This is a genomic window from Novosphingobium sp. G106 (assembly GCF_019075875.1).
In the GTDB taxonomy this organism is placed as follows: domain Bacteria; phylum Pseudomonadota; class Alphaproteobacteria; order Sphingomonadales; family Sphingomonadaceae; genus Novosphingobium.
Genome location: NZ_JAHOOZ010000001.1, coordinates 4,881,274 through 4,903,376 on the forward strand (window position 1 = coordinate 4,881,274; position 22,103 = coordinate 4,903,376).

23 protein-coding genes are annotated in these 22,103 nt (G+C 66.5%); 4 read left to right on the plus strand and 19 right to left on the minus strand.

What is annotated here, in order from left to right:
* Positions 1 to 26: 26 nt before the first annotated feature.
* The 4 genes from KRR38_RS23565 to KRR38_RS23580 all read right to left on the minus strand — a co-directional run bounded on the left by KRR38_RS23565 (position 27) and on the right by KRR38_RS23580 (position 3,708).
* Complete coding sequence (locus tag KRR38_RS23565) at positions 27 to 668, minus strand: class I SAM-dependent methyltransferase (RefSeq protein WP_217405898.1); 642 nt, start codon at positions 666 to 668, stop codon at positions 27 to 29.
* Positions 669 to 764: 96 nt separating this feature from the next.
* Positions 765 to 1,109, minus strand: a complete 345-nt coding sequence (locus tag KRR38_RS23570; protein WP_217405899.1) for an ArsC/Spx/MgsR family protein — start codon at positions 1,107 to 1,109, stop codon at positions 765 to 767.
* Complete coding sequence (locus tag KRR38_RS23575) at positions 1,106 to 1,657, minus strand: (2Fe-2S)-binding protein (RefSeq protein ID WP_217405900.1); 552 nt, start codon at positions 1,655 to 1,657, stop codon at positions 1,106 to 1,108. Before KRR38_RS23575 ends, KRR38_RS23570 begins: the two co-directional genes overlap by 4 nt.
* 32 nt (positions 1,658 to 1,689) lie before the next feature.
* Complete coding sequence (locus tag KRR38_RS23580; protein ID WP_217405901.1) at positions 1,690 to 3,708, minus strand: TonB-dependent receptor; 2,019 nt, start codon at positions 3,706 to 3,708, stop codon at positions 1,690 to 1,692.
* A 119-nt stretch (positions 3,709 to 3,827) separates the two neighbouring features.
* On the opposite strand from KRR38_RS23580, the gene KRR38_RS23585 reads away from it, so the two are divergent.
* The gene (locus tag KRR38_RS23585; RefSeq protein WP_217405902.1) at positions 3,828 to 5,015 is read left to right on the plus strand and encodes a cytochrome P450; all 1,188 of its coding nucleotides are present in this window, start codon (positions 3,828 to 3,830) and stop codon (positions 5,013 to 5,015) included.
* Here the strand turns inward: KRR38_RS23585 and KRR38_RS23590 are convergent.
* Both KRR38_RS23590 and KRR38_RS23595 read right to left on the minus strand, forming a co-directional pair.
* On the minus strand, positions 5,012 to 5,803 hold the full coding sequence (locus KRR38_RS23590) for an amidohydrolase family protein (protein ID WP_217405903.1): 792 nt from the start codon (positions 5,801 to 5,803) through the stop codon (positions 5,012 to 5,014). The two genes, KRR38_RS23585 and KRR38_RS23590, sit on opposite strands and share 4 nt — an antisense overlap.
* Positions 5,800 to 6,585 (minus strand): amidohydrolase family protein, encoded by a 786-nt coding sequence (locus tag KRR38_RS23595; protein WP_217405904.1) that lies wholly within the window; start codon positions 6,583 to 6,585, stop codon positions 5,800 to 5,802. Before KRR38_RS23595 ends, KRR38_RS23590 begins: the two co-directional genes overlap by 4 nt.
* Before the next feature lie 129 nt (positions 6,586 to 6,714).
* Between KRR38_RS23595 and KRR38_RS23600 the strand changes: the two genes are divergently transcribed.
* Positions 6,715 to 8,406 carry a class I adenylate-forming enzyme family protein gene (locus KRR38_RS23600; RefSeq protein WP_217405905.1) on the plus strand — a complete coding sequence of 564 codons (1,692 nt, stop codon included), beginning with the start codon at positions 6,715 to 6,717 and terminating at the stop codon, positions 8,404 to 8,406.
* 7 nt (positions 8,407 to 8,413) lie between these two features.
* On the opposite strand, the gene KRR38_RS23605 is transcribed toward KRR38_RS23600, so the two are convergent.
* Positions 8,414 to 9,199 carry an SDR family NAD(P)-dependent oxidoreductase gene (locus tag KRR38_RS23605; protein ID WP_217405906.1) on the minus strand — a complete coding sequence of 262 codons (786 nt, stop codon included), beginning with the start codon at positions 9,197 to 9,199 and terminating at the stop codon, positions 8,414 to 8,416.
* Positions 9,200 to 9,316: 117 nt separating this feature from the next.
* Between KRR38_RS23605 and KRR38_RS23610 the strand changes: the two genes are divergently transcribed.
* Both KRR38_RS23610 and KRR38_RS23615 read left to right on the plus strand, forming a co-directional pair.
* Positions 9,317 to 10,156: a sugar phosphate isomerase/epimerase gene (locus KRR38_RS23610; protein WP_217405907.1), complete on the plus strand. Its 840-nt coding sequence runs from the start codon at positions 9,317 to 9,319 to the stop codon at positions 10,154 to 10,156.
* A gap of 66 nt (positions 10,157 to 10,222) precedes the next feature.
* The gene (locus KRR38_RS23615; protein ID WP_217405908.1) at positions 10,223 to 10,738 is read left to right on the plus strand and encodes a DUF1993 family protein; all 516 of its coding nucleotides are present in this window, start codon (positions 10,223 to 10,225) and stop codon (positions 10,736 to 10,738) included.
* Between the two features lie 7 nt (positions 10,739 to 10,745).
* Here KRR38_RS23615 and KRR38_RS23620 read toward each other — a convergent pair whose 3' ends face one another.
* The 12 genes from KRR38_RS23620 to KRR38_RS23675 form a co-directional block, all read right to left on the minus strand.
* Positions 10,746 to 12,179, minus strand: a complete 1,434-nt coding sequence (locus KRR38_RS23620) for an amidase (protein WP_217405909.1) — start codon at positions 12,177 to 12,179, stop codon at positions 10,746 to 10,748.
* 98 nt (positions 12,180 to 12,277) lie between these two features.
* Positions 12,278 to 12,937, minus strand: a complete 660-nt coding sequence (locus tag KRR38_RS23625) for an AAA family ATPase (protein ID WP_217405910.1) — start codon at positions 12,935 to 12,937, stop codon at positions 12,278 to 12,280.
* Positions 12,934 to 13,863 carry a hypothetical protein gene (locus KRR38_RS23630; protein ID WP_217405911.1) on the minus strand — a complete coding sequence of 310 codons (930 nt, stop codon included), beginning with the start codon at positions 13,861 to 13,863 and terminating at the stop codon, positions 12,934 to 12,936. The genes KRR38_RS23625 and KRR38_RS23630 overlap by 4 nt, the downstream gene beginning before the upstream one ends.
* On the minus strand, positions 13,860 to 14,699 hold the full coding sequence (locus KRR38_RS23635) for an SDR family oxidoreductase (protein ID WP_217405912.1): 840 nt from the start codon (positions 14,697 to 14,699) through the stop codon (positions 13,860 to 13,862). Before KRR38_RS23635 ends, KRR38_RS23630 begins: the two co-directional genes overlap by 4 nt.
* A 10-nt stretch (positions 14,700 to 14,709) precedes the next feature.
* Positions 14,710 to 15,576 carry an MBL fold metallo-hydrolase gene (locus KRR38_RS23640; protein WP_217405913.1) on the minus strand — a complete coding sequence of 289 codons (867 nt, stop codon included), beginning with the start codon at positions 15,574 to 15,576 and terminating at the stop codon, positions 14,710 to 14,712.
* A 113-nt stretch (positions 15,577 to 15,689) separates the two neighbouring features.
* Positions 15,690 to 16,097 (minus strand): carboxymuconolactone decarboxylase family protein, encoded by a 408-nt coding sequence (locus KRR38_RS23645; protein ID WP_254514949.1) that lies wholly within the window; start codon positions 16,095 to 16,097, stop codon positions 15,690 to 15,692.
* Positions 16,094 to 17,167, minus strand: coding sequence for a Gfo/Idh/MocA family protein (locus KRR38_RS23650; RefSeq protein WP_217405914.1), 1,074 nt, complete (start codon positions 17,165 to 17,167; stop codon positions 16,094 to 16,096). The genes KRR38_RS23645 and KRR38_RS23650 overlap by 4 nt, the downstream gene beginning before the upstream one ends.
* A 117-nt stretch (positions 17,168 to 17,284) precedes the next feature.
* Complete coding sequence (locus KRR38_RS23655) at positions 17,285 to 18,292, minus strand: alcohol dehydrogenase catalytic domain-containing protein (RefSeq protein ID WP_217405915.1); 1,008 nt, start codon at positions 18,290 to 18,292, stop codon at positions 17,285 to 17,287.
* Positions 18,289 to 19,482: a sulfotransferase gene (locus KRR38_RS23660; protein ID WP_217405916.1), complete on the minus strand. Its 1,194-nt coding sequence runs from the start codon at positions 19,480 to 19,482 to the stop codon at positions 18,289 to 18,291. The genes KRR38_RS23655 and KRR38_RS23660 overlap by 4 nt, the downstream gene beginning before the upstream one ends.
* A 27-nt stretch (positions 19,483 to 19,509) precedes the next feature.
* Positions 19,510 to 20,295: an SDR family NAD(P)-dependent oxidoreductase gene (locus KRR38_RS23665; protein WP_217405917.1), complete on the minus strand. Its 786-nt coding sequence runs from the start codon at positions 20,293 to 20,295 to the stop codon at positions 19,510 to 19,512.
* The gene (locus KRR38_RS23670) at positions 20,292 to 21,470 is read right to left on the minus strand and encodes a hypothetical protein (RefSeq protein WP_217405918.1); all 1,179 of its coding nucleotides are present in this window, start codon (positions 21,468 to 21,470) and stop codon (positions 20,292 to 20,294) included. Before KRR38_RS23670 ends, KRR38_RS23665 begins: the two co-directional genes overlap by 4 nt.
* A gap of 52 nt (positions 21,471 to 21,522) precedes the next feature.
* The gene (locus tag KRR38_RS23675; protein ID WP_217405919.1) at positions 21,523 to 22,005 is read right to left on the minus strand and encodes a DUF1643 domain-containing protein; all 483 of its coding nucleotides are present in this window, start codon (positions 22,003 to 22,005) and stop codon (positions 21,523 to 21,525) included.
* Positions 22,006 to 22,103 lie beyond the last annotated feature (98 nt).

Below are 22,103 nucleotides of genomic sequence, written 5' to 3' on the forward strand. Positions count from 1 at the left end.
CCCAGCGCCAGGCCCGGCCGAACGACTCAGTCGTCCGCCGGTTCGTCCTTCCAGCCCCAGAACAGGAAGGCCGGCGGCACGTTCCAGAACTCCATGGCATTGTCGATGCGCTTGAAGTGGCGCTCCATGAAGGCGCGCGCCCGGGCGGTGAACTGGTAGACGAGGAAAGCCCCGCCCGGCCGCAGCACGCGCCAGGTGGCCGAGGCGATAGCCGGGCCGACGCCGTCGGGCAGCGTCGAGAAGGGCAGGCCCGAGAGCACGTAGTCGGCATGGTCGTGGCCGTGCGACAGGACGATATCCTCTACGTCGGCGGCCGAACCGTGCACGGCGACGAAGCGGCTGTCGGAGATCGTCCGGCGCAGATAGTCGATGAACAGCGGATTGGTGTCGATCACGATCAGCATGCCGTCGCGGCGCAGCCGGTCGAGCACCGGGCGGCAGAACGTGCCGACGCCGGGGCCATATTCGACGAAGAGCTTGCACTCGTCCCAGTTCACCGGCCCGAGCATCTTGGTGATCGTCCGGTCGGACGACGGCACGATCGAGCCCACCATCACCGGATTGCGCACGAAGCCTTCGAGGAAAACACCCCAGGGGCCGAACATCCGCTTGATCCGGCGCTTGAACTTCTGGGGCAACGCCTCTTCGGCAAGCTGTCTTGTCGTCATGCTGGCGTGGTGCCCTACGTGATTATTGGCAGTTTTGTGGCAGTGGCGAGCGGTATCCCGATTTGGCCGGGCATTGCAAGCGGAGCCGTTGCTTAGTCAGAGAATTTCCCGAACCTTGTCCTGGGGGCGGCACAGGCGCGCACCTTTGTCCGTCTCGACAAGCGGGCGTTCGATCAGCTTGGGCTCGGCCGCCATCGCGGCCAGAACCGCGGCGTCGCCGGCCTGCGGCAGGCCGCGCTCCTCGGCATCGGTGCCCTTGAGGCGCAGGCCCTGGGCGGGGGTGATGCCGGCATCGCGATAGAGCTGCGCGAGCTTGTCGGCGCTCGGCGGGTTCTTGAGATATTCGACGACGGTGACTTCGACGCCGGGCATGTCGTGCAGGATCTCGAGCGTCTTGCGCGAGGTGCCGCAGCCGGGGTTATGCCAGATGGTCGCTTTCATCGGTCGGTCTCCTTGTTCGGTGTAAGCGCAGGCACCGTGCGGTGCGCCGCTGCTGAAGTAATGCCGGAGACGGGCGCCGCGGTCAGTGCTTCCATCCCACGCGCTACGCGGCCGGCGCGCTGGATCGCGCGGATCAGCCGCGGATAGACGCCGCAGCGGCAGAGGTTGGTGATTGCGCCCTTGATGTCGGCATCGCTGGGATCGGCATTGCGCGCCAGCAGCGCGGCGGCGGCCATGACGATGCCCGGCGTGCAGAAGCCGCACTGGATTGCCTGCTCGGCCACCAGCGCCTGCTGCACGGGATGCGAGCGGTCGGCCGAAAGGCCTTCGATCGTGGTGACGACGCGCCCCTCGGCTTCGGCCAGCGACATCAGGCAGGACCGCGTCGCCTCGCCGTCGACCAGCACCGTGCAGGCGCCGCAGTCGCCGACGCCGCAGCCGTATTTCGTGCCTGTGAGGTTGGCGGCATCGCGCAGCGCCCAGAGCAGCGGCGTCTGCGGATCCATGCGGAACTCGACCGGACGCGTGTTGACGGTTAGCGCTGCCATAAGGTCCCCTTAGCGCCTCGAAACGGCGGTTGCTACCGTACGCGAACCTTTACCCCGGCCCAAAGCGTACGCGGCGCGCCGAGGTCGATCGAGCCGGCCTGGTTGCGCGTGACCACGTCCTCGTCGAACAGGTTCTCGCCGCGCAGGACTAGGCTGAAGGGGCCGGTCACCGGGATTTCGGCGAAGGCGTCGAGCGTGGTTGCGGCGGGCAGGGTGTCCACTTGCAGGTCGTCCTCGAACTGTGCGCCGACGTGGCGCAGCGTGGTGGAAAGCAGCCAGCCCGGCTTGGGTCGCCAGGCCAGCGTGACGCTGCCGGCGACCTTGGGCGTCTGCGCCGGGCGTTTGCCGTTCAGCTGCGCCTGCGTGCCGCTGGCTTCGACCTCGGCATCGGTCAGCGCTAGCGAGCCGTCGAGGCTGACCGTGCCGACATGGATCGAGGCACCGAACTCCAGCCCCTGCGCTCGGATCGCATCGACGTTCTGGCGCTGGCGGACGGTCGGCGTCAGCGTGACGTTGGCGATCGCGTTATCGACCTTGTTGTAGAACGCCGTGACCGAGAGATTGATCGCGGGCGAGGGGGCGAAGTCGATCCCGACATCGACGCCGCGCAGTTCCTCGTTCTGGAGCGCCGCATTGGCATTGGTCGTGATCGGGAAGACCACGAAGGGACGATAGAGCTCGTTCACCGTCGGCATGCGGATGCCGCTGTAGCCGGCCGCGCGCAGCGACAGCCCGCCGCCGGCGTTGAACACGGCGCCGCCGCGGAACGAGGCGGCCCAGCCATCGCGGTCGGGGAACACGTTGTTGGTGAGCACCGTGGTGCCGGCCGGGTTGGTCTCGCGCAGGAAGCCGTCGCGGATCATCCAGCGATCCGCGCGGACGCCGCCGGTCAGGACCAGATTTCCAAGCGTCCAGTCGTCTTCGAGGAACAGGCCGATGTCGGTGTTGCGCCCGCCCGCGCGGCGACGGCGGGTGACCGCGCCCGCCGCGTAGTTCTCTTCCTGAAGCTCTGCATCGCCCGTCCGCAGGTCGGCGCCCAGGCGCAGCACATGGGCCTCGCCCACCGGCGGGCGCAGCTCGATCTTGCCGCCGATCCCGGTCGACGGCGTCTTGCGCTGGTCGAGCGTCTTGGCGAAGCTGGTCGAGCTGATAACGATGTTGTTGAAGTCGCGCGTCTGCAGATAGGCCAGCGCGTCGAACTGCCAGTCGCCGCGTCCGACCAGCCGGACGCTGGCGTCCTGGCCGCTGACCCCGGTCGTCGCGCCATTGAAGCGAAGCACGCGGTTGTCCTCGAACAGCAGGCCGCGTGCCTGAAGCTCGATATCGTCGCCCAGCGGCGCGACCGCACGGACCGAGGTGGACCAGCTATCATAGCGCGCCTTGACGCTGGCCGGCACGCGCTGGGACGCCGGCGTCGTCCAGAACCCCTGGCCGCGGTCCCAGCGGCCCGAGACCACGGCGAAGCCCGAGCCAAGCTCGGGCGCGAGCGTACCCGACAGCTCGGTCTCGCCGCGGTCGTCGACGAGCGCCTGGCCGGAGAACAGGCCCAATTCCTCGGCATTGGCACTGGTCAGCTCGATCGTGCCGGCGACCGCGCCCGATCCGAAGGCGCCGGCGCCGCCGCCACGGGTCACGCGCACGCCGCTCAGCCGGTCGGGCGAGATCGCGGAGAACGGAATATAGCCGAACATCGGATCCGCCATCGGCACGCCGTCGAGCAGCATCAGCGCCCGGCTGGTGGCATTGCCGCCCAGCGCGCGCAGGGTGATGCCCTGGGCCGAGGGGTTCGAGGCCCGGCTGTCCGAACGGCGGAACTGCTGGAAACCCGCGACCGAGCTCAGCACGTCCTCGAGGCGGCCCGAGGCAGAAGAGTTGATCCGCTCCCGCCCGATCTCGGAAATGTCATAGGCCGGGGTCGCCGGGGTTTCCTCCAGCCCGCGGCCGGTGACGACGATGTCCGACGCCGGACTATCGGCCGTTTCGGCGCTGGCGACAGCCGGGAAAGCGAGCGTGGCGGCGGCGCTCAGCAGCGCGAGGCGGATAGGATTCATGCAGCTCCCATAGGCAAGGTTCGGGCCCGTGAGAATGGGGCCGATGCGCACGCGCATTGACATTTTCCGCTATGATTGGCAATGATACAGTATAGATCATAAGAGATTGGGAATGCTGAATGTCCGAAGCCGACGCCTGCCCTTTCTCCAATCGCGATGATCGCAAGTCCGCCGCGCTCGCCGAAGCCGAGGCGCGGCCCGATGCCGGGTTCGCGCCAATCGTCAATTTCGACTTCGCGCGCGATGTCATGCGCAGCCCGGCGATGGTCCAGGGCATGGAAGCCGACTATTTCAAGGACAAGGAACCGAGCAAGGTTCCGGTGATCTTCCTCGACGGTGAGCTGCACAAGAAGCGCCGCGCGCAGCTGGCGCGCTATTTCACGCCCAAGGCGATCAAGGACCGCCACCGCAAAGTGATGGACCAGACCACGGACGAGGTGATGGCACAGCTGCGCCGCACCGGCCGCGGCCAGCTCGACGTGATGAGCCTGCGCCTGGCCTGCGACGTCGCCGCCGAGATCGTCGGCCTGACCAATACCGATCCCGACGCGATGTCCAATCGGCTGCGCAAGAAGTTCACCGCCAGCGGCAAGCGCAAGCGTCCGGGTCTGGCGGGCAAGCTCGGCGCGCTCGAGGACGTGGTTCGCACCTTGTGGTTCTTCAAGCGCGACGTGGTTCCCGCGATCCGCCACCGCCAGAAGCACGATAGGGACGACGTGATCTCGTTCCTCGTGCGCGAGGGCTATTCGGACCAGGAGATCCTGGTCGAATGCATGACCTATGCGACCGCCGGGATGATCACCACGCGTGAATTCATCGTCATGTGCGCTTGGCACCTGCTCGAGAAAGAGGACCTGCGGCGCCAGTTCCTCGAAGGCGGCGAGGACGTCCAGTTCGCCATTCTCGACGAGGTTCTGCGTATCGATCCCGTCGCCGCCTATGTCTATCGCAAGGCCGAGGCGGACATGACCGCGACCGACGGCCGCGTGGTCAAGGCCGGCGAGCAGTTCCTCGTCGACATCCGCAACATCAACCTCGACGAGGAAGCGACCGGGGCCTGCCCCTTCGCGATCGATCCCGAGCGCTCCAAACGCCAGAAGATGCCGAGCAACTGGATGAGCTTCGCCGACGGCCCGCACCGCTGCCCAGGCGCGCAGGTCGCGATGCACGAGACGCGGGTGTTCCTCGATGCGCTGCTCCGCGTGCCGGGCATCCGCCTCGCGCGCAAGCCGACGATGGGCTGGATCGAGGAGATCAACGGCTACGAACTCCACGGCGCGATCGTGGAGTGCGATCCTTCGCGCTAGTTCAGCCCCAATAACCGGCGCGCAGTGCCGCCCAGGATCGCAGCTTTCTGCTCCTCGTCGAGCTCCGCCTGCTCGACCGCGTCGAGCGCGACCACGCGTGGGACGCGTGACATCGAGTAGTAATTGCTGCCGAAGACCAGCCGGCCGGCGCCGATGCGGCGCACCGCCCGCTCGACCCCGCGGCTGCCGAGCAGCGTCGAGGTAAGGTCGATATGGACGTTGTCGCAGACCTCGGCGACGGCGATCAGCTGGTCGAGGTTCTCGGGGCTGGTCATGGCATCGAGCGCGAAGAACGGCGTGCGCCGGAACCGTTCGGCCAGCCGTCGCAGCCGCCAGGGCGATTCGAAATCGCCATTGGCATAGCAATGCGCGAGCACCGCCATGCCGTGCGCTTCCATCGCTTCGACCACCGCGAACATCACCGGATGATCCATTGGCAGCCCCTGGAAGCGGTGATGCCAGGACAGGCCACGAAAACCCATTGCCGCCAGGCGTTCGACTTCGGCGACATTGGCCATGCCATGGCGCGGGTCGAGGGTGCCGAACACCGCCACGAAACGGTCAGGCGCCAGCGCGGCATAGGCATGGAGCCCGTCGTTGATCGCGCGGACATCGGCGATGCCCTGCGGCGCGGCATAGGAATGGCCGGGCATCAGCGCGCACTGGCCGATGCCGAAGCTGTCGAGGAAGGCGATGCGCGTGTCGCGGTCCTCTTCCACGGTCGCGCTGCGGCCCGCCGATCCGGGCACTTTGCCGAAATGCTGATGCAGATCGAAGTGCATGCTCATGCCGGCGTCTCCACGAAGGGAAAGAGCCCGGCGGCATTGCGATGGAGGATTGCGTTGCGGTCTTGCTCGCCGATCGTCGACCGTTCGATCACGCCCATCGTTTCGGCAAACCCGTCGCCCCCTCCGGTGCCGAAGAGCAGTCGGTCGGCCCCCATGCTCGCGACGAGGTGGTCGAGGTCGTAGCCTTCGGACATCGCCGACAGGTCGTAGAACACGCCGGGCGGTCCACCTTTGGCGTCGCGCACCTGCTGGATGCTTTCCCAGGATTCGAAGGCGCCGAGGATCACCAGCGGCGCTCCGCCGCACTGTCCGGCGAGGTTCCACAGTCGCCAGAGCCCTTCGTCGATCGAATAGGGCGCGCTGTGTACCATTGAGAGGAGGCCGAGTCCGTGGGCGTGGCGGATCAGTTCGGCGAGGCCTGCATCGTTGCCAAACAGGCCCTGCGCGCGGGGACTCCAGACGACTCCCACGGCACCGAGCGAGGCCAGCCGCTCGATCTCCCGCGCGGCCGCATCGGCGTATTTCGGCTCGGCGACACCGAAGGCACGGCTTCCGATTTCTCGCGCCGCTGCCACCAGCGCGTCGTTGACCGCGCGGTTATCCTCGATGCCGCCGGCCAGCGAATAGTAGACCGGCGGGGTCAGCAGCCGCAGCGCTCGCGGCTCCTGTTCTGCATCGTTCAGCCGGGCAGCGATCCGCGTGGCGATCGTCGGCGAATCGACCAGTTCGTATTCGTCCGAGACGCGCACCGCGCGAAAGTTGATATCGATCGGCGCGTCCATCGCTTCCCCGCCTTCTCCCATCCCGATCCGCGTTTATCACCTTGAGGCCGCCGGGAATCCCTGCAAGTTTCACCGGCAAGGCATGGGCCGTCAATCGCCCATCGGACAATAGGCGGGAGCACGGCCATCATGGCGGAAGAACTGGCGATCGTTCGGGGGATCCCGCTCGAGGAGGAGCCGGGACTCGGCGCGCTGACCCTGCCGGGTTTCCTGCGCCAGGTGGTGGATCGCTATGGCCCGCGTGAAGCGCTGGTCGAGCACCGCGAAGACGGCACGCCCGAGCGCTGGACCTACGACGATCTGTGGGACCGTTCGGTGGCCGTGGCGCGCGCGCTGATCGCTTGCGGCGTGGGCAAGGACGAACGCGTCGGCATTCTGATGACCAACCGGCTTGAATGGGTTTCGGCCTTCTTCGGGATCGGGCTCGCGGGCGGCACGGCGGTGGGCCTCTCGACCTTCTCGACCCCGGCTGAACTCGAATTCCTGATCAAGGCCTCGGGCGTGTCGGTCGTGATGTTCGAGGGGCGGGTCCTGGCCAAGGATTTCGCCGCAATCCTGACCGAGCTCGAACCGGCGATCACCAGCGCCGCGCCGGAGAAGCTGGCTGCGCCCAAGTTCCCGTTCCTACGGCGGCTGGCCATGGTCGATGCCGGTCGGACCGGCGGCGCGATCGAAAGCTGGGACGCGTTCCTGGCGAACGGTACTGCGGTCGCGCCTGAACTGGTCGATGCCCGCGCCGCGACGGTAAAGCCGTCGGACCCGGCGTTGCTGTTCTTCTCGTCAGGATCGACAGGCAAGCCCAAGGGCATTCTCAATTCGCACCGCGGGGTGAACATCCAGTCCTGGCGCTGGAATCGCATCTACGGATTCGATCACGAACTGCGCACCTGGTCGGCCAACGGCCTGTTCTGGTCGGGCAACTTCTCCATCGCGCTCGGGGGTACTTTCGCGGCCGGTGGCACGCTGGTGTTGCAGCGGACTTTCGATCCCGCAGGGGCATTGCGGCTGTTCGAGAGCGAGCGGGTCAGCCTGGTCTATTGCTGGCCGCACCAGTGGGCGCAGCTCGAGGCTCTGCCCGGCTGGGACGACGCCGACCTGTCGAGCTTCCATTATGTCGACGCCGAACTGAACCTGCGGCGCCCGCAGAAGAGCGTCACCACCAAATGGACCGAGCCGCGGTCGAGCTATGGTTCGACCGAAACCTTCACGATCTCCACCGTCTATCCCCTCGGCACGCCGCGCGCGGTCTGGGAAGGGACGAGCGGCGAAGTGCAGCCGGGCAACACGGTCAAGATCGTCGATCCGGAGACCGGAGAAACCCTGAAACGCGGCGAGACGGGCGAGATCGCCGTGAAGGGACCGACGCTGATGCTGGGCTACATCGGCGTGCCCAACGACGAGGCGCTCGATGCAGAGGGCTTCTACCGCGCCGGCGACGGCGGCTATCTCGACGATCGGGGCCGGCTGATCTTCCAGGGGCGGATCAACGACATCATCAAGACCGGTGGCGCCAACGTATCGCCGGTCGAGATCGACTGGGCGTTGGCCTCTTGCCCCGGGATCAGCGTCTGCAAGACCACAGGCGTGCCGCACGACACGCTGGGCGAAATGGTGGTGACGCTGGTCGCGCCCGAGCCCGGCCATCCGCTGACCGGCGAAGACGTGATCGCCTTCCTCAAGCCCAAGCTCGCGTCCTACAAGGTGCCGCGCAAGGTGATCTTCGTCAGCGGCGACGACCTCGGCCTGACCGGCACCGCCAAGATAAAGCCCGCCGAAGCGCGGGCGCTGGCCGCGCGCAAGATTGCCGAGGAAGTGGCCTGAGCCAGCCTCAATCCATCGTCACGCCGCCGTTGACGTAGAGATTCTGCCCGGTGACGAAGCGGCTGGCGTCCGAGGCGAGGTAGAGCATGGCGTAGGCGATGTCGGTCGGTTCGCCGATGATCCCCAGTGGCGCGGCGCCGCGGCGCAGGCGCAGGGCGTCCGCGCGCTTGGCCTCGTCGAGCGTGCCGTCGGGGTTGCGGTAGCTCCAGGTCGCCAGCGGGGTCTCGACGAAGCCCGGCGACACGGTGTTCGCGCGGACGCCGAAAGGCCCCATTTCGCGGGCGATGTTGCGGGTGACGGCGCTGACGCCCGACTTGGTCATGGCATAGACCGACAGGTTCGGCGGCGCGCTGACCGCGCCGGTCGACGAGATGTTGATGATCGAGCCCGATCCCTGTTCTTTCATCACCCGCGCGGCGGCCGTGCTGCCCCAGAACACGCTCTTGAGATTGATCGCGATGATGCGGTCGAGCAGTTCCTCGGTCACGTCGAGCATCGGGCAGGGGCCGGCGGTGCCGGCGACATTGGCCCAGACATCGATCCGGCCGAGTTCGAGCGCCTTCGCAGCGAGGGCATCGACATCGGCGCGGCGGCTGACGTCGGTGCGCAGCGGGACGGCGGCAGCGCCGATCATGCCGGCGGTCTCGGCCAGCCCCGCTTCATCGACGTCACCGAGCACCACGCGCGCGCCGGCTTCGGCGAAGGTCTGCGCCGTCTGCCGCCCGATGCCGGAAGCCGCGCCGGTCACCACCGCCACGCGGCCCGCCAGGCTGAAACCGTCCATCACTGCCATGTCGCTCTCCCAATCCTTGTCCGGCTGATGGGGCCAGATCGAATTCGGCTAGTCAAACGCTGTTCGGCGATGGAGGATCACTTCCATAATTACGGCAAAATGCCGGGAGGGATGACGATGACCGAACAGACGATCGGCCTGGCCTGGGGAACGGTCTATCAGGCGAACCTGATCGAGACGATCGAAGTGGCGGCGCGCCACGGCTTTCCGACGCTGCAGATCCCGCCCGACATCTACCACGAGTGCCTCGCCGCGGGTACCGACGCGAAGGCGCTGCGGCGGCGGTTGGCCGATGCCGGGGTCAGCGTCCGGGTGGTGGACGGCATCACCGGCGGCCTGCCGGGAATGCCGACCGAGCCGGTGATGTTCAAAGGCAAGGCCATGCTGCGGTTCGACATCGCCGCCTGCCTCGAAGTGGCCGAAGCTCTGGATGCGCCGATCATCAACGTCTCGCACTTCGGCGCGACGACCGCCCAGATCGAGGCTACTGCCGAAGCGGTTGCCTCGGCCTGTCGCCTTGCCGCGACGCGTGGCGTTACTGTGGTCCTGGAATTCGTGCCCGACAGTGGCAATCCGAGCATCGGCAATGCCCAGGCCATAGTGGCGGCCTGCGGCGAGAGGAATTGCAAGATCCACCTCGATACCTGGCACCTGACGCGAAGCGGCGGCACCGTAGCGGACATCCGCGCGCTGCCGCCCGGCTCGATCGGCGCCTTCCAGCTGTCCGACCGCATCGCACCGCCGCCCGGCACGGCCTATGTGCCGATGACCGGCCGCTCGCTTCCCGGCGAGGGCGAACTGCCCCTGGGCGAGATCGTCGCGGCGGCACTGGCCAACAGCCCGGACATCACGATCGAGGTCGAAGTGTTCAGCGAGGAACTGGCGGCGATGACCGCCGATGGAGCGGCGGCGCGGACGGCGCAAGCCGTGCGAGCCTGGCGAAAACAATCGCTCTAGGAGGTTGTCGAAGCCTTGTGGCGTAGCCACTTCCTGCGCGCACAACAGCACTCAGCGAGGAACCCCATGAGCTTCACTCTCTACGACGCCTCCGCCCCGATCTTCATCGCCTCGCTCCGCGACATGAGCGCCTGGCTGGACAAGGCGGCGGCCGAGAAGTCCGAAGCTGAATTGCTCGAAGCCCGCCTCGCGCCCGACATGCGCCCGCTGCCCTCGCAGTTCCAGTTCGCCTCGGACACGGCGAAGAACTGCATGGCCCGCCTCGCCGGGGTCGAGGCGCTGTCCATGCCCGACACCGAGACCACTTTCGCCGAACTCAAGGACCGCCTCGCGCGCACGGTCGCCTATGTCGAGAGCTTCGACCCCGCGGTGATCGCGGCGAGCGAAGAGCGCCCCATCGCGCTACGCTTCCCCAACGGCACCGGCTTCGACTTCAGCGGCCGTGCCTATCTGACGGGCTTCGCGCTGCCGAACTTCTTCTTCCACGTCACGACCGCCTATGCGCTGCTGCGCGCTGGCGGCGTGTCGCTGGGCAAGCCCGACTACCTCCAGCACCTCGGCATGCCGAACTTCACCGCCTAGTCTGGGCCTAGTCTACCGGGGGCCGGTTCTGCGCCCAGGGCCGTTCCTGTTCGAACATTCGGGCGGCGCGGAGGAGCAGGTGCTCCTCGCCCGGCCGCCCGATGATCTGCAGGCCCACGGGCATGCCCTGGTGGAAGCCGATCGGTACCGAGGCGCCGCAATAGCCGGCGACATTGGTGATGAAAGTATAGGCGGTGTACTGGAACGGCGTGACGTTCTCGACGCCGCAGCGAAAGGCCGTGCGCGCGATGACCGGGCAGAGCAGCAGGTCGTGGTCGCGGAAGAAGTCGTCGATGTGGGTGCGCTTGCGCCGGCGGACCTGGGGATCGATCGACAGCGCATAGTCGAGCATCGTCGGCCGGTCCGAGCGGTCGCGGATGTAGATCGCGACCTTGGACCAGGCTTCCTTGCCCTGGCTCATCGCCCAGGAGATCGGGTCGAGCATGCCGGGCATGAGTTGCTGCGACAGCGCCGCCATCTTCCACTTGGCATAGTCGCCGTCGAGCTCGAGCTCGTCGTGCGGGTCCTCGAAGCGAAAGGTGGGTTCGGAATAGGTAACGCCGAACTTGCGGAAGACCTGCGCCGCCTCATGGCAGAGGTCGACGATCGCTGGCTCATCGGGTTCGACACGGCCGAGATCGCTCGACCAGGCAACGCGCAGCCCGGCGATGCCCTTGTCGAGTTCGGCGAGGTAGTCGGGCGGTGCATCGCGGCGGGTGCGCGGATCGCGCTCGTCGCTGCAGGCCACCGCCTGCATCAGCATGGCCGCGTCGCGCACGTCGCGCGTCATCGGGCCGACGACGCTGGAGAGCAGGCCGAAGTCGCCCTTGATGTCGGGCACGCGGCCGCGGCTCGGCTGGAGGCCGAAAATGCCGCTGAACGAGGACGGGATGCGGATCGAGCCGCCGCCGTCGGTGCCCAGCGCCAGCGGGCCGAGGCCCGCGGCGGTCGCCACGCCGGCGCCGCCGCTCGATCCGCCTGAGGTCCGCGTCTTGTCCCAGGCGTTGAGGCATTCCTTGGCGACGAGGTTCACGCTGCGCCGGTTCAGCTCGAACTCGGGCAGGTTGGACTTGGCGAAGACAATCCCGCCAGCCCGTTTCAGCCGTTCGGCGGCGACCGATTCCACTTCGGGCACGTGATCCTTGAACAGCTGTGAGCCGTAAGTCGTGCGCTGGCCCTTGGTGGCGATCGAGTCCTTGAGGCTCACGGGCAGGCCGTGGAGCAGCGGCAGGCCTTCGACTCCGCGCGCATAGTTCTCGGTCGCCGCCTTGGCCTCGCTCAACAGGCGATCGGGGAAGACGGTGATGAAGGCGCTGAGGTCTTCGAGTCGCTCGACGCGGGCCAACAGGAACTGCGCGAATTCGAGCGGCGAGAGCTGCTTGCTCGCAAACATCTCGCGCAGGCGCCAGGCCGGCGTCCAGGCCAGTTCGGTATCGGTCATCGCGTCCTCTCCGCTTTGTTCTGGGCGGAGAGGTTAGCGGCCGGGGGCGATGCCGCAATTGCCGTTCGTCCCGGTTCGGCGTCCCACCGTCCGGAGCGTCAGAACGGCTTGGGATGCCGCTCGCGCAGCCGGGCGAAGGCGGTGCCCGGACCCTCGGCGAGCCGGGCCTCGATCCGCTGACAGACTTGCTCGGGCGTCATCGCGCTGGAGTCGAGCTCGAGGTCGTAGATCTCGTTGGCGTAGGCATGCTCATAGAACCACGGCGTCACCGCGCCGAGCTGTTCGGCGAAGGCCTGGACGATCTCGGGACCCGCCGCGGCCATGGCTTCCTGGATCGGCGGCGGGATGAAGCTGATCTCGCGGGTGGTGACGCGCTTTTCCAGCACGTCCCACGACGGCTTCAGGTTGACGAACAGCACCGGCACGCCCTCCATCCGCCAGACCGCGTCCTGAAGAACCGGCGGATCGACGAACATCAGGTGGTCGACCACCACGCTCTGCCCGGTGCGCGATGCCGCGGCGATCATCGCATGCATCGCCGAAAGCGCCTGCATGCAGACGGGGCCATAGGCGGTCGGCTGGTAGCCCTGCTCCTTCATCGCGCCGAACATCGTGTAGCGCGCGGGCAGGAGAGTGCCCGCCAGCAGGTCCATGCCGAACATCAGGTAAGGATCGGGCGAATGGCGCGCGAGAGTGGCGCAGGTCGTCGTCTTGCCCGCGCCCGAGGTGCCGTTGATGACGACGATCTGGCCGCTCACAGGCGCACCATCGCGCGGAACTGTTCGAGCGGCTGGAATTCCTGGATGTCGCCCCAACCTTTCATGCCGTTGCCGAAGTCGGCTTCGAGCAGCGACCAGACCACCTGCACACGTGGATAGAAGTTGACCATCAGATCGCTGCAGGTGCGCGCCTTGATGGCGATGCTGCGACCCTTCTCGTCAATCAGCGTCACGTCGAACAGGCGCGGAGTGACCTTGCCCATCTCGGTAATCAGCCGCTGTCCGCCGACCAGCGACGCCGTCTCGCCGTTCAACTTCAGGAATCCGCCGACCACGCGCATCTCGTCGCCTTCGCCCATGACCTGGGTGTGAAACGCATTGTCCGGGTCCGCGACCGCCCAGAAATATGAGCCGCGTTTAACCCCGTCCATCTGGCGCACCCCCCAGGAACTGTCGCGCAGGGCATAGCTGTCGACCTGCATCGTCTCGCCGCGCAGCTCGATCGTGCCGGTGACGCGGCCCATCTGCTCGAAATGCATGCGGTTGTCGGCCGACATGCCGGTTGCCTCGATCTCCATGCCGAGGAAGTGATGCGGTTCCTCGATCCCGTTCCAGACGAGGTCCATCCTGAAATCGGGCTGATCGTATTTCAGCGCGTACTTCCGCCGCGGCTCCAGCACGCGCACCTCGAACGAGGTGTGCGAGCGGAAGTCGAACTTCTCGCCGCCTTCGGGCATCGTCTGGAAGTGGTGCCAGTCGTAGTAGAGGCAGTCCCAGGTATGCGCGCCCGATCCGTCCCACAGGACCGGCCCACCCATCAGCAGGTTCATGTTGGGGCGGAAGAAGTAATAGACCATGCCGTGGATTTCCTTCTCCGGGATCGAGAAGGAGAACCAGCAGCTTTCGTTCCAGTAGGGATCGTCGGTCCGCGTCGGGGCGAAGCGGTCTAAGTCGACGTTGCTCATGCGCCGCCGCCCATGAAGGCCGGGCTGATCGCGCTGGTGAAGACGCCGCTGGCGAAGCCCTGGTCGGTGTAGAGGAACGATCCGGTGACAGTGGCGCAGAGCGAGCTGTTGAGCAGGATCAGCGGCCAGGCCTGTTCCTCGGCGGTGGCCATGCGGCCGAGCGAGGGGAAGGGCCAGGCGGCGATGAATTCGTCGGTCATGATCTCCTTCGACTGATCGACGAAAGCGGTCTTGGTCGGGCAGGGGCCGATCGCGTTCAGGCGGATGCGGCGGGTGTTGCCCAGCTCTACCGCCTTATTCTGCACCCAGACGACGAGCATTTCCTTCGAGCTGGTATAGCCGTCGCGCACGCGCTTGTCGGGATCGGCTTCGCACCAGGCATAGGCCTCGTCGGGGTCCGAGATCGCCAGCATCTCCAGGCTCTGCGCGACGTTGCCCTGCCACCCCATCGCCGCATCGGAAGAGATCAGCGCGATGCCGGCGCCGTCGCGCACCGAAGGCAGCAGCGTTTCGACGAACAGCCGCGTGCCGATGTAGTTCACGCGCATGCAGTAGAGCGCGCCCTTGATGTGCGGCGGCAGGCCGGCGCAGGGAAACACGAAGTCGATCGGCGCGACATCGGCGAGGCCCTTGGCGACGCTGCGCACTTGGTCGAAATCCGAGAGGTCGCACTGACGGAAGCTGGCGTTCGGCACCTTGGGCGGTTGGATATCGACGATGTGCACCTTGGCGCCAAGCTCTCCGAGGATCCGCGCAACCTGCTCGCCCATGCCCGAGGAGCCGCCGGTCACCACCACCGTCTTGCCGCTGTAACCGAGTCCGTCGAGATTGCTCATGATCCGTTCCTTATTGATGCCAGGATTCGAAGATGCGTTTGCCGTCCAGCTCGCGCAGATGGCCGACATGCGGCGCGGCGAAATGAGCGGGAATGACGAGGGCGCCGCTGGCGACGAAGGCGTCGATCAGCCGGTTGCGGGTGACGAGAGTCTGGCTGAAGTCGTCGCAGGTATTGGCGTCGATCTCGGGATGGATCAGCTCGATCGGATGATGGAACACGTCGCCGGTGAACCAGGCTTCCCGCCCGGCGGAAGCGAGATGCACCACTGAGTGGCCGAGCGTGTGGCCGTAAGCGGGCTGCGTTTCGAGGCTTGGCGAGATGCGATGATGTTCGCCGACCACGTCGACGAGGCCGGCTTCGATCACCGGCTGGACGCTGGCCGCAAAGATGCCGGCGTTTTCGGGAACGTGCTGGTAGCCGGGCAGATCCGGATTCCACCGGTCCAGCTCGCGCCGGGCGAGCAGGTAGCGGGCATTGGGGAAGGTCGGCACGAAGCGGCCGTCGCGCAGTGTCGTGTTCCAGCCGCAGTGGTCGCTGTGAAGATGGGTGCAGAACACGTGATCGACGTCCTCGGGCCGGATGCCGGTGGCGGCGAAGCGCTCGATGAACGGCGTGTCGAGGTTATCGAACAGCGCGAAATGCGGCAGGCTGCGGCCGTTGCCGACGCAGGGATCGATCACCACCACCCGCCCGTCGACCACGACGATCCAGCTTTGCACGACCATGTCCCAAGTGCCGTCGGCACTTCCCCACTGCGGGATCAACCAGTCGGCATTGCGCGCGACCAAATCCTCGCCGAACATCGTCAAGGGCATCGGTGCCGCCATTTCCTCGACCCGGTGGATCGTGGCATCGCCCAGCGTGAAGCGGTCCATCTCCCGTCCCTCGTCTATTTTCAAACTCCACCGGTGATATAGGCTCTCCCGGTCGGTGCAAGCCGGACTGACCGCGCTGCCGCCTCATGGCGCGTGAGGACAAGCGCCCGCGCTCACGGGATCGTCTTGCCCTCGGCCTCAAGCTCGGCGAAGGCCTCGAGCATCGCCGCCTTGGCCGTGTTGGCCGCCGGGAAGCCCGCATAGACCAGTGTCGAGTAGAAAATCTCCTCGAACTCCACGCGGGTCAGGCCGTTCGCGATGCCCATCTTGGTGTGGTACTTGATCTCGTCGACCTGGCCCTGGCCAATCAGCATGCCCAGCACGGCGAAGCTGCGCAGCTTGCGCGGCAGTTGCTCGTCGCGGGTCCAGATCTGGCCAAATGGGAATTCGAGCGTCCACTTTGCCTGGAGCGAGCCGAAGCCCTCGCCGCTGTCGCCGAATGCGCGGCAGCCATCGGCCATGTCCTGTCCGTAGATTTCGGCGAAGAGGGCCTGGCCCTTATCGATGTTTTCGTTGCTCATCGTACCACCTCGGTCACTGCGCCGCCGTTGGCAGATGAGGCGCGCATCGCGTCGAGGATCTGCATCGAGGCGAGGCCGTCGCGGAAGGTCGGGACGGGCACGGACGAGGGCATCGCGCGGCCCTCGACCCCCGCATACAGGGCCTCGCAGAACCGGGTGAACGGGCCGATCTCGAAGTGCGACAGGCGACGGCTGGAATTGGCGTCTTCGGCGTGCGGTGGCGGGGGCAGCTGGAGGTCGGCCGGCACTTCGAGTTCGCGCGTGCCCTGCCTGTCGGCTACCATGACCTTGCCGCCCTCGGTCCAGACCGTCCCCTTCGTGCCGGCGCAGCGCCACAGGGTCGCCGAAGGACCCCATGCGCCGGCGGTCTGCTGCATCGAGCCTTCGACGCCGTTTTTCATGCGAAAGCGCATCGAGTAGGAGTCTTCGGCGTCGGCCTTGCGATCCGAGACGAGGAACAGGTTGGCCGAAAGGTCCTCGAACTCGCCGAGCCAGGCGCGGATCTGGTCCATCATGTGCGATCCGCCGGCGCCGAGCCAGCCGCCGCCCGAGGCCTTGTCGAACCACCACTTGGGCAGCGGCGTTTCGGGATCGGCGCAGAACGGGATAAACTGGTCCATCGCCAGGAAGCGCGGTTCGCCGATCATGCCCTCGGCGATGGCGCGGCCGAACAGCGCGCGGTCGGGCAGCCAGCGGAACTCGTGCGCGACCATGTGGAACACGCCGGCCTTCTCCGCCGCATCGACCATCGCCTGCGCCTCGGCGCTGTCGAAAGCGAAGGGCTTCTCGCAGACGACGTGGCAGCCGTGGGCGATGGCTTTCAAGGTCAGCGCAGCGTGAGTGCTGGGCGGGGTGGCGATCGTCACGACCTTGGCGCCGGTCGCAGTGATCGCCTCGTCGAGATCGGTGAAGTAGCGCGCGATGCCGTTCTGCTCGGCGCGCTTGGCAAGCTTTTCGGGCGTATTGCCGACGAGGCCGACGACCTCGAAGCCGGTGGCGCGCAGGGCGGGGACGTGGATGCGGCAACCGAAGCCGGTGCCGACGACGAGAGCGGGTATGGGGGCGGTCATTTGGTTCTCTCCTAAGTCCCCCTCCCGCTCGCGGGAGGGGTTAGGGGTGGGCAACTCGACTGGGGCGACCTTTCGGCAGGCCTACCCCCGGCCCCTCCCGCAAGCGGGAGGGGGGAATTACATCACGACGTGGACCTTGGTTTCCTCGTTAGGCCCGCGCAGCCGTGTCATAGTCGCCGGCAGGTCGAGCAGCGGCACTTCGTTGGTCACGATGCCCTTGGGATCGACATGGCCCTTGTCCATCTGGTCGGCGATGTAGAGGAATTCCTTCATGCCATAGCCGACCGCGAACTGGATCGAAGCGCACTTGTAGCTCGCCATGCCGGGGATGATCGGATCGGGCGTGGTGCAGAAGCCCAGGCTGACGATCTTGCCGAACTGCGCGACGTGCATCACCGCCTTGGTCAGCATGCCCTCGGCACCGACGCCTTCGATAACGAGCTGCGGCGATCCGCCCAGCGCTTCGATCACTTCGCCGATCTCGTTGTCGCCGTAGGAGACGAAGGCATCGGCGCCCATCTCGAGGCAGAGGTCCTTGCGCCGGTCCGAGCGCGACATGGCGACGATCTTTCCGGCGCCGAGCCGCCGCGCCCAGTAGATCGCATAGAGCGCCACCGTGCCGCCGCCGAGCACCAGTACGCGGTCGCCCGGCCTGATCTGAGCGAGCTTCACGCCGTAGAGGCTGATCGCCAGCGGCTCGATCAGCGCGCCGTCGGTCATGGACAGGACAGAGGGCAGGCGGGTCGCTACGCTGACCGGCACCTTGGCGAGCTCGGCGAAGCCGACCATCGCCGTTCCCGGCATCGACTGGCAGAGCACGTTGTTCTCGATCGTCCGGCATGAAGAGCACTCGCCGCAAGCCACCGAGGGTAGCACGGCGATACGCTCACCCGGTTTGAAGGTCGTCACGTTCTTGCCGATCTCGATGATCTCGCCGGCATATTCGTGGCCGAACTGGGTGTTCTGGCCGAAGTCCCACATCGTCCCCTTGGTGAACGACAGGTCGGTGCCGCAGATGCCGCAGCGCGAGACCTTGATGATCACGTCGTCGGGGCCGGGTTCGGGATTCGGCAGTTCCTCGATGGTGACGGCCCCCCCGCCGCCCGGATAGATCGCTGCCTTCACTTCTTCTTCTCCACCAGGTCGTAGCGCTGGACATAGTCGCCGAACGGCTCGCGCGCCTGATCGGGCGTCATACCGTAGTCGGCGATGTCATAGCGGTGCGCGCCGCGTGACAGTTCGGGCTTCTCCTCGATCCGCTTCGCCATGGCGGCGCGGGTGTCGTCGGGGATGTCCATGTCGATGAAATCGTAGATCCGTTCGAGCACGGCCATCGGGTTCGCATGGAAATCGGCATGGACCACGTCGATCACCTGGCCCGGGTGCTTCGCGCGCACCGCGTCGCACTTGCGCACCGAATCGGCCCACTTGTTGACCTCGCGCACCAGCATGTTCTCGGCGCGCTGCTGGACGCGGCCGACCTCGTAGATCGGGTGCAGGTTCATCAGCAGCGAGACGAGGCTGGGCACGGCCTTGGCCGGATCGCGGTGCGTCTGGATGACCCTGGCGTCAGGATAGATTGCGAACAGCAGGTCGAGGTTGTCGATATGCCCGGGGTTCTTCAGCAACCAGCGCTTCTCGGGCTCGTTGCTGCCGATCAGCTGCACGCATTTGTAATAGTATTCGTAGGACGGCCGCTCGTCCTGGGTGCGCCACCAGGTGTCGTAGGTCGCCGAGGACCAGCCGCCGCAGGCGATGATGTTCGACTTGAAGCTGTGCCACAGGATCATGCAGCACTCATGGACTTCCTCGGCGGCGCGAAGGTGCGCGGCGCGGGCTTCGGGCGCGTTGTTGTAGTGCGTTTCGAGCTCACCGACCGAGCGGCGGAACTGCGGGTACTCGCTCCAGCGTTCGATCGGCGGGCGCGGCATCGGGCTGTCGATCAGCCAGGTCTGCAGGCCCTGGAAACGCGGGTCGACCGCCATCAGCCGGTGCAGCGCGGTGGTGCCCGTGCGCGGCACGCCAGTGATGACCACGGGCGCGACGATCGGCCGGGCATCGAAGCCGGGATTTTCCTTCATCGACTTGATGGCGCTCGCCCGGCTGCGCAACACGCCGACGACCTGGCCCCAGGCGCCGCGCTTGCCCTGCTCCGAAAAGCGCGGGTCATAGTCCATCGACTGGAGATAGACCTTCAGGCCGGCCAGGTAGTCGTCGGGCCCGAAATCGTCGCTGCCGACTTCCTTAGCAACCAGTTCGTGGAGCTGGTCGGCCGCGGTGCGGAACTGTTCGGGCGGGTCGTAACTGAAATCCATAAGTCAAAAGTCCCTGGTGAGGTCACCTCAGGCGTCAGGAATGCCTCCCAGCGCCGGTCCGCCGTTCACGCCGATCGTCTGGCCGGTGATGTAGGAGGCGGCGTCGCTGGCGAAGAACACGATCATGTTGGCCATCTCGTCGGGCGTGCCGGTGCGGCGCAGCGGGATCGCCTTGCCCATCTCATCCGGCTGGAGCCCCGCGACCTTCCAGGCGTCGAGCACGCGTGGGGAGGCGATCGCACCAGCCGCAACGCAGTTCACCCGGATGCCGTGCTTGCCCCACTCGGCGGCGGTGACCTTGGTGAACATCTGCAAGGCCGACTTGGCCGCCGAATAGTGCGCACCGCCGCGCACGCCGTTCTCGCCCGCGCCCGAGGAGATATTGATGATCGCGCCCGATTTCTGCGCGACCATGTGCTTGCCGGCCTCGCGCGTGGCGACATAGGCGGACTTCACGTTGAGATCGAAAATCAGATCCCAGCCCTTGGTCGGGATCGATTCCAGAGGTCCCATGCGCGTCCCGCCGGCGTTGTTGACGAGGATGTCGACGCGGCCGAATTCCGCGACCGTGCGCTCCACGAGCGCGATCACCGCGTCCTCGTTCTTGACGTCGGTCGGCACCGCAAGGCAGCGGTTGCCGCTCGCCTCGGTAATCCGCGCTGCGGCGGCTTCGAGTTCGTCGGCCGTGCGGCTGCAGATGACGACATTGGCGCCGAGCCGGGCGAGCTGGAACGCGGTGGCATAGCCGATGCCCGTTGCTCCGCCGGTGACGATGGCGACGCGGCCGGTGAAATCGAGTTGTTCGGTAATCACCAGCGGCGCCTCCGCTGACAAGCCCTCACCCGGATACGCAGTTCCTCGGCGCGTTCCTCGGGGCTGACCACGGGGGTATCCGAAGGCAGGTGATCGCGCAGTTGACTCAGCTTCACCCGCTTGATCGTCGGCGTCGGCTCGCTGTCGCAGTCGTACCAGCGGCCATAGATGCCGCCCTCGGTATAGCCGGCCGGGTCGAGCCAGTTGGGTACGCCGGGATCCTCCAGCGAAATCACCGCGCGGAACTTGCCGTCGGAGCTGAGCCTGGCCATCGCGCCATTGGTGCTCGACAGGCGGTAGACATAGTCGAGAGCGTTGAACAAAGGGTCGTTGAGCTGGATGTTCCAATAGGGCGCGCGCTCGGGGATCTCGGTCTCGATGATCAGTGCCTCGTCGGGAGCGAACTGGAAGTTCGCGGGCCAGTAGGTCTGCTTGACCAGTGCGCCGGGCATGCGGATCGGCTCGAACACGTTCCAGCCGACGCGGTCCATGACGCCGTTTTGCATGGCGAAATAGAGGTTGGTCTTGCGCTTGGGAAACTTCGCCATCTCGCCGATCTTGGCGAGGATCTGCTCGGGCGTGAGGCGCGGCTTGGGCGGAACCGGGCTCAAGCATTCGATCGAAAGTTCGGGGTCGGTCTCGTTCGCCCAGTCATAGCGGCGATAGCGCAGGTACATGGCGCCGGCCTTGGGATCGATCTGCGCCCACTTGCCGGTATAGCCGGCCGGGCGCTCGGCGCTGAACACCACCTCGAAGTCCTCACCCAGTTCGAGGCCGAGGTCGGTATCGTCGTAGTCGCTGTGCGCGTTGGGCCGCGGCATCTGGTCGACCGTGCCCGACATGACGCCCTGGATGGTGAAGGACAGGATCTTGCAGGTCCCGCGATTGCCGCTGACGCGGTAGATCAGATCGCCGCGGATTGGGGTGAACACGTAGATATCGTCGGGGTTGGGCTGGAGCGTATAGACCGGGTTCCACAGCGGGCCCCAGTCGGGGTGCTCGGGCGTGGCGTGGAAGTACATGAAATAGGAAAACGATAGGCTGGTCATCGTCTGGCGATAGAGATCGGCCCGGTAGGCCGGGTCCTCGGGCCGCCAGGTCTGCGCCAGGTTATCGACCGCGCCTTCGAGGTCGGCCAGATAGGGCAGTATCGCCGGTTCGATCTCGGCCGTCATAGCATCCTCTCCCAAGCGTCCCGTCCAGGACTCGCGATTAAGATAGTAAATGCTATCTTTGGTTTGGCAAGAGCGGATTCCATCGGCGAAGGCGTGTGCCGCGCGGCAAGTAGAGCGGGTGGCGCGGATGGCCTTCGCCGGTGACGCCCAGGACGTGTACTGGCCCCCCATGCGCGTTGCAGAGCGCCAGCGCCGCGCGGTCGCGGCCGGCGAAAGCACCGTGGTTGCCCCAGGCTAGAATGGTGCGGCTGGATAGGCCCAGGGCCAGCGCAATCGCCTCGTTATTGTCAGCTCCGACCGGATCTAAAGCGCACTTGAGGTCTGTCGGAAGCGTCGCGCGGAAGGCGAAGAGGTTCCAGACGACGAGCCCGGCCAAGCCGGCCTGACGCCCTCGCGCGCGAGCCTGCCGGATGGTCGGATCGTCCCGCGTTTCGTCGGCCTGCGAAGGGTTGAGCATGCCGATGCCGACCAGCTTGGCGTGTGGTGTCGGTAGGCGCCACAACAGGTAGCGCCAGGTGCCGCATGGGCTGAACACGGCACCGAAGCCGCTTGCCCGATCGTGGCGGAAATCGAGCGAGCGTTTCTCCGCCCAGCCGGCGATACGTGGCAGCGCCTCGCTGGCAGCAGGCGCGG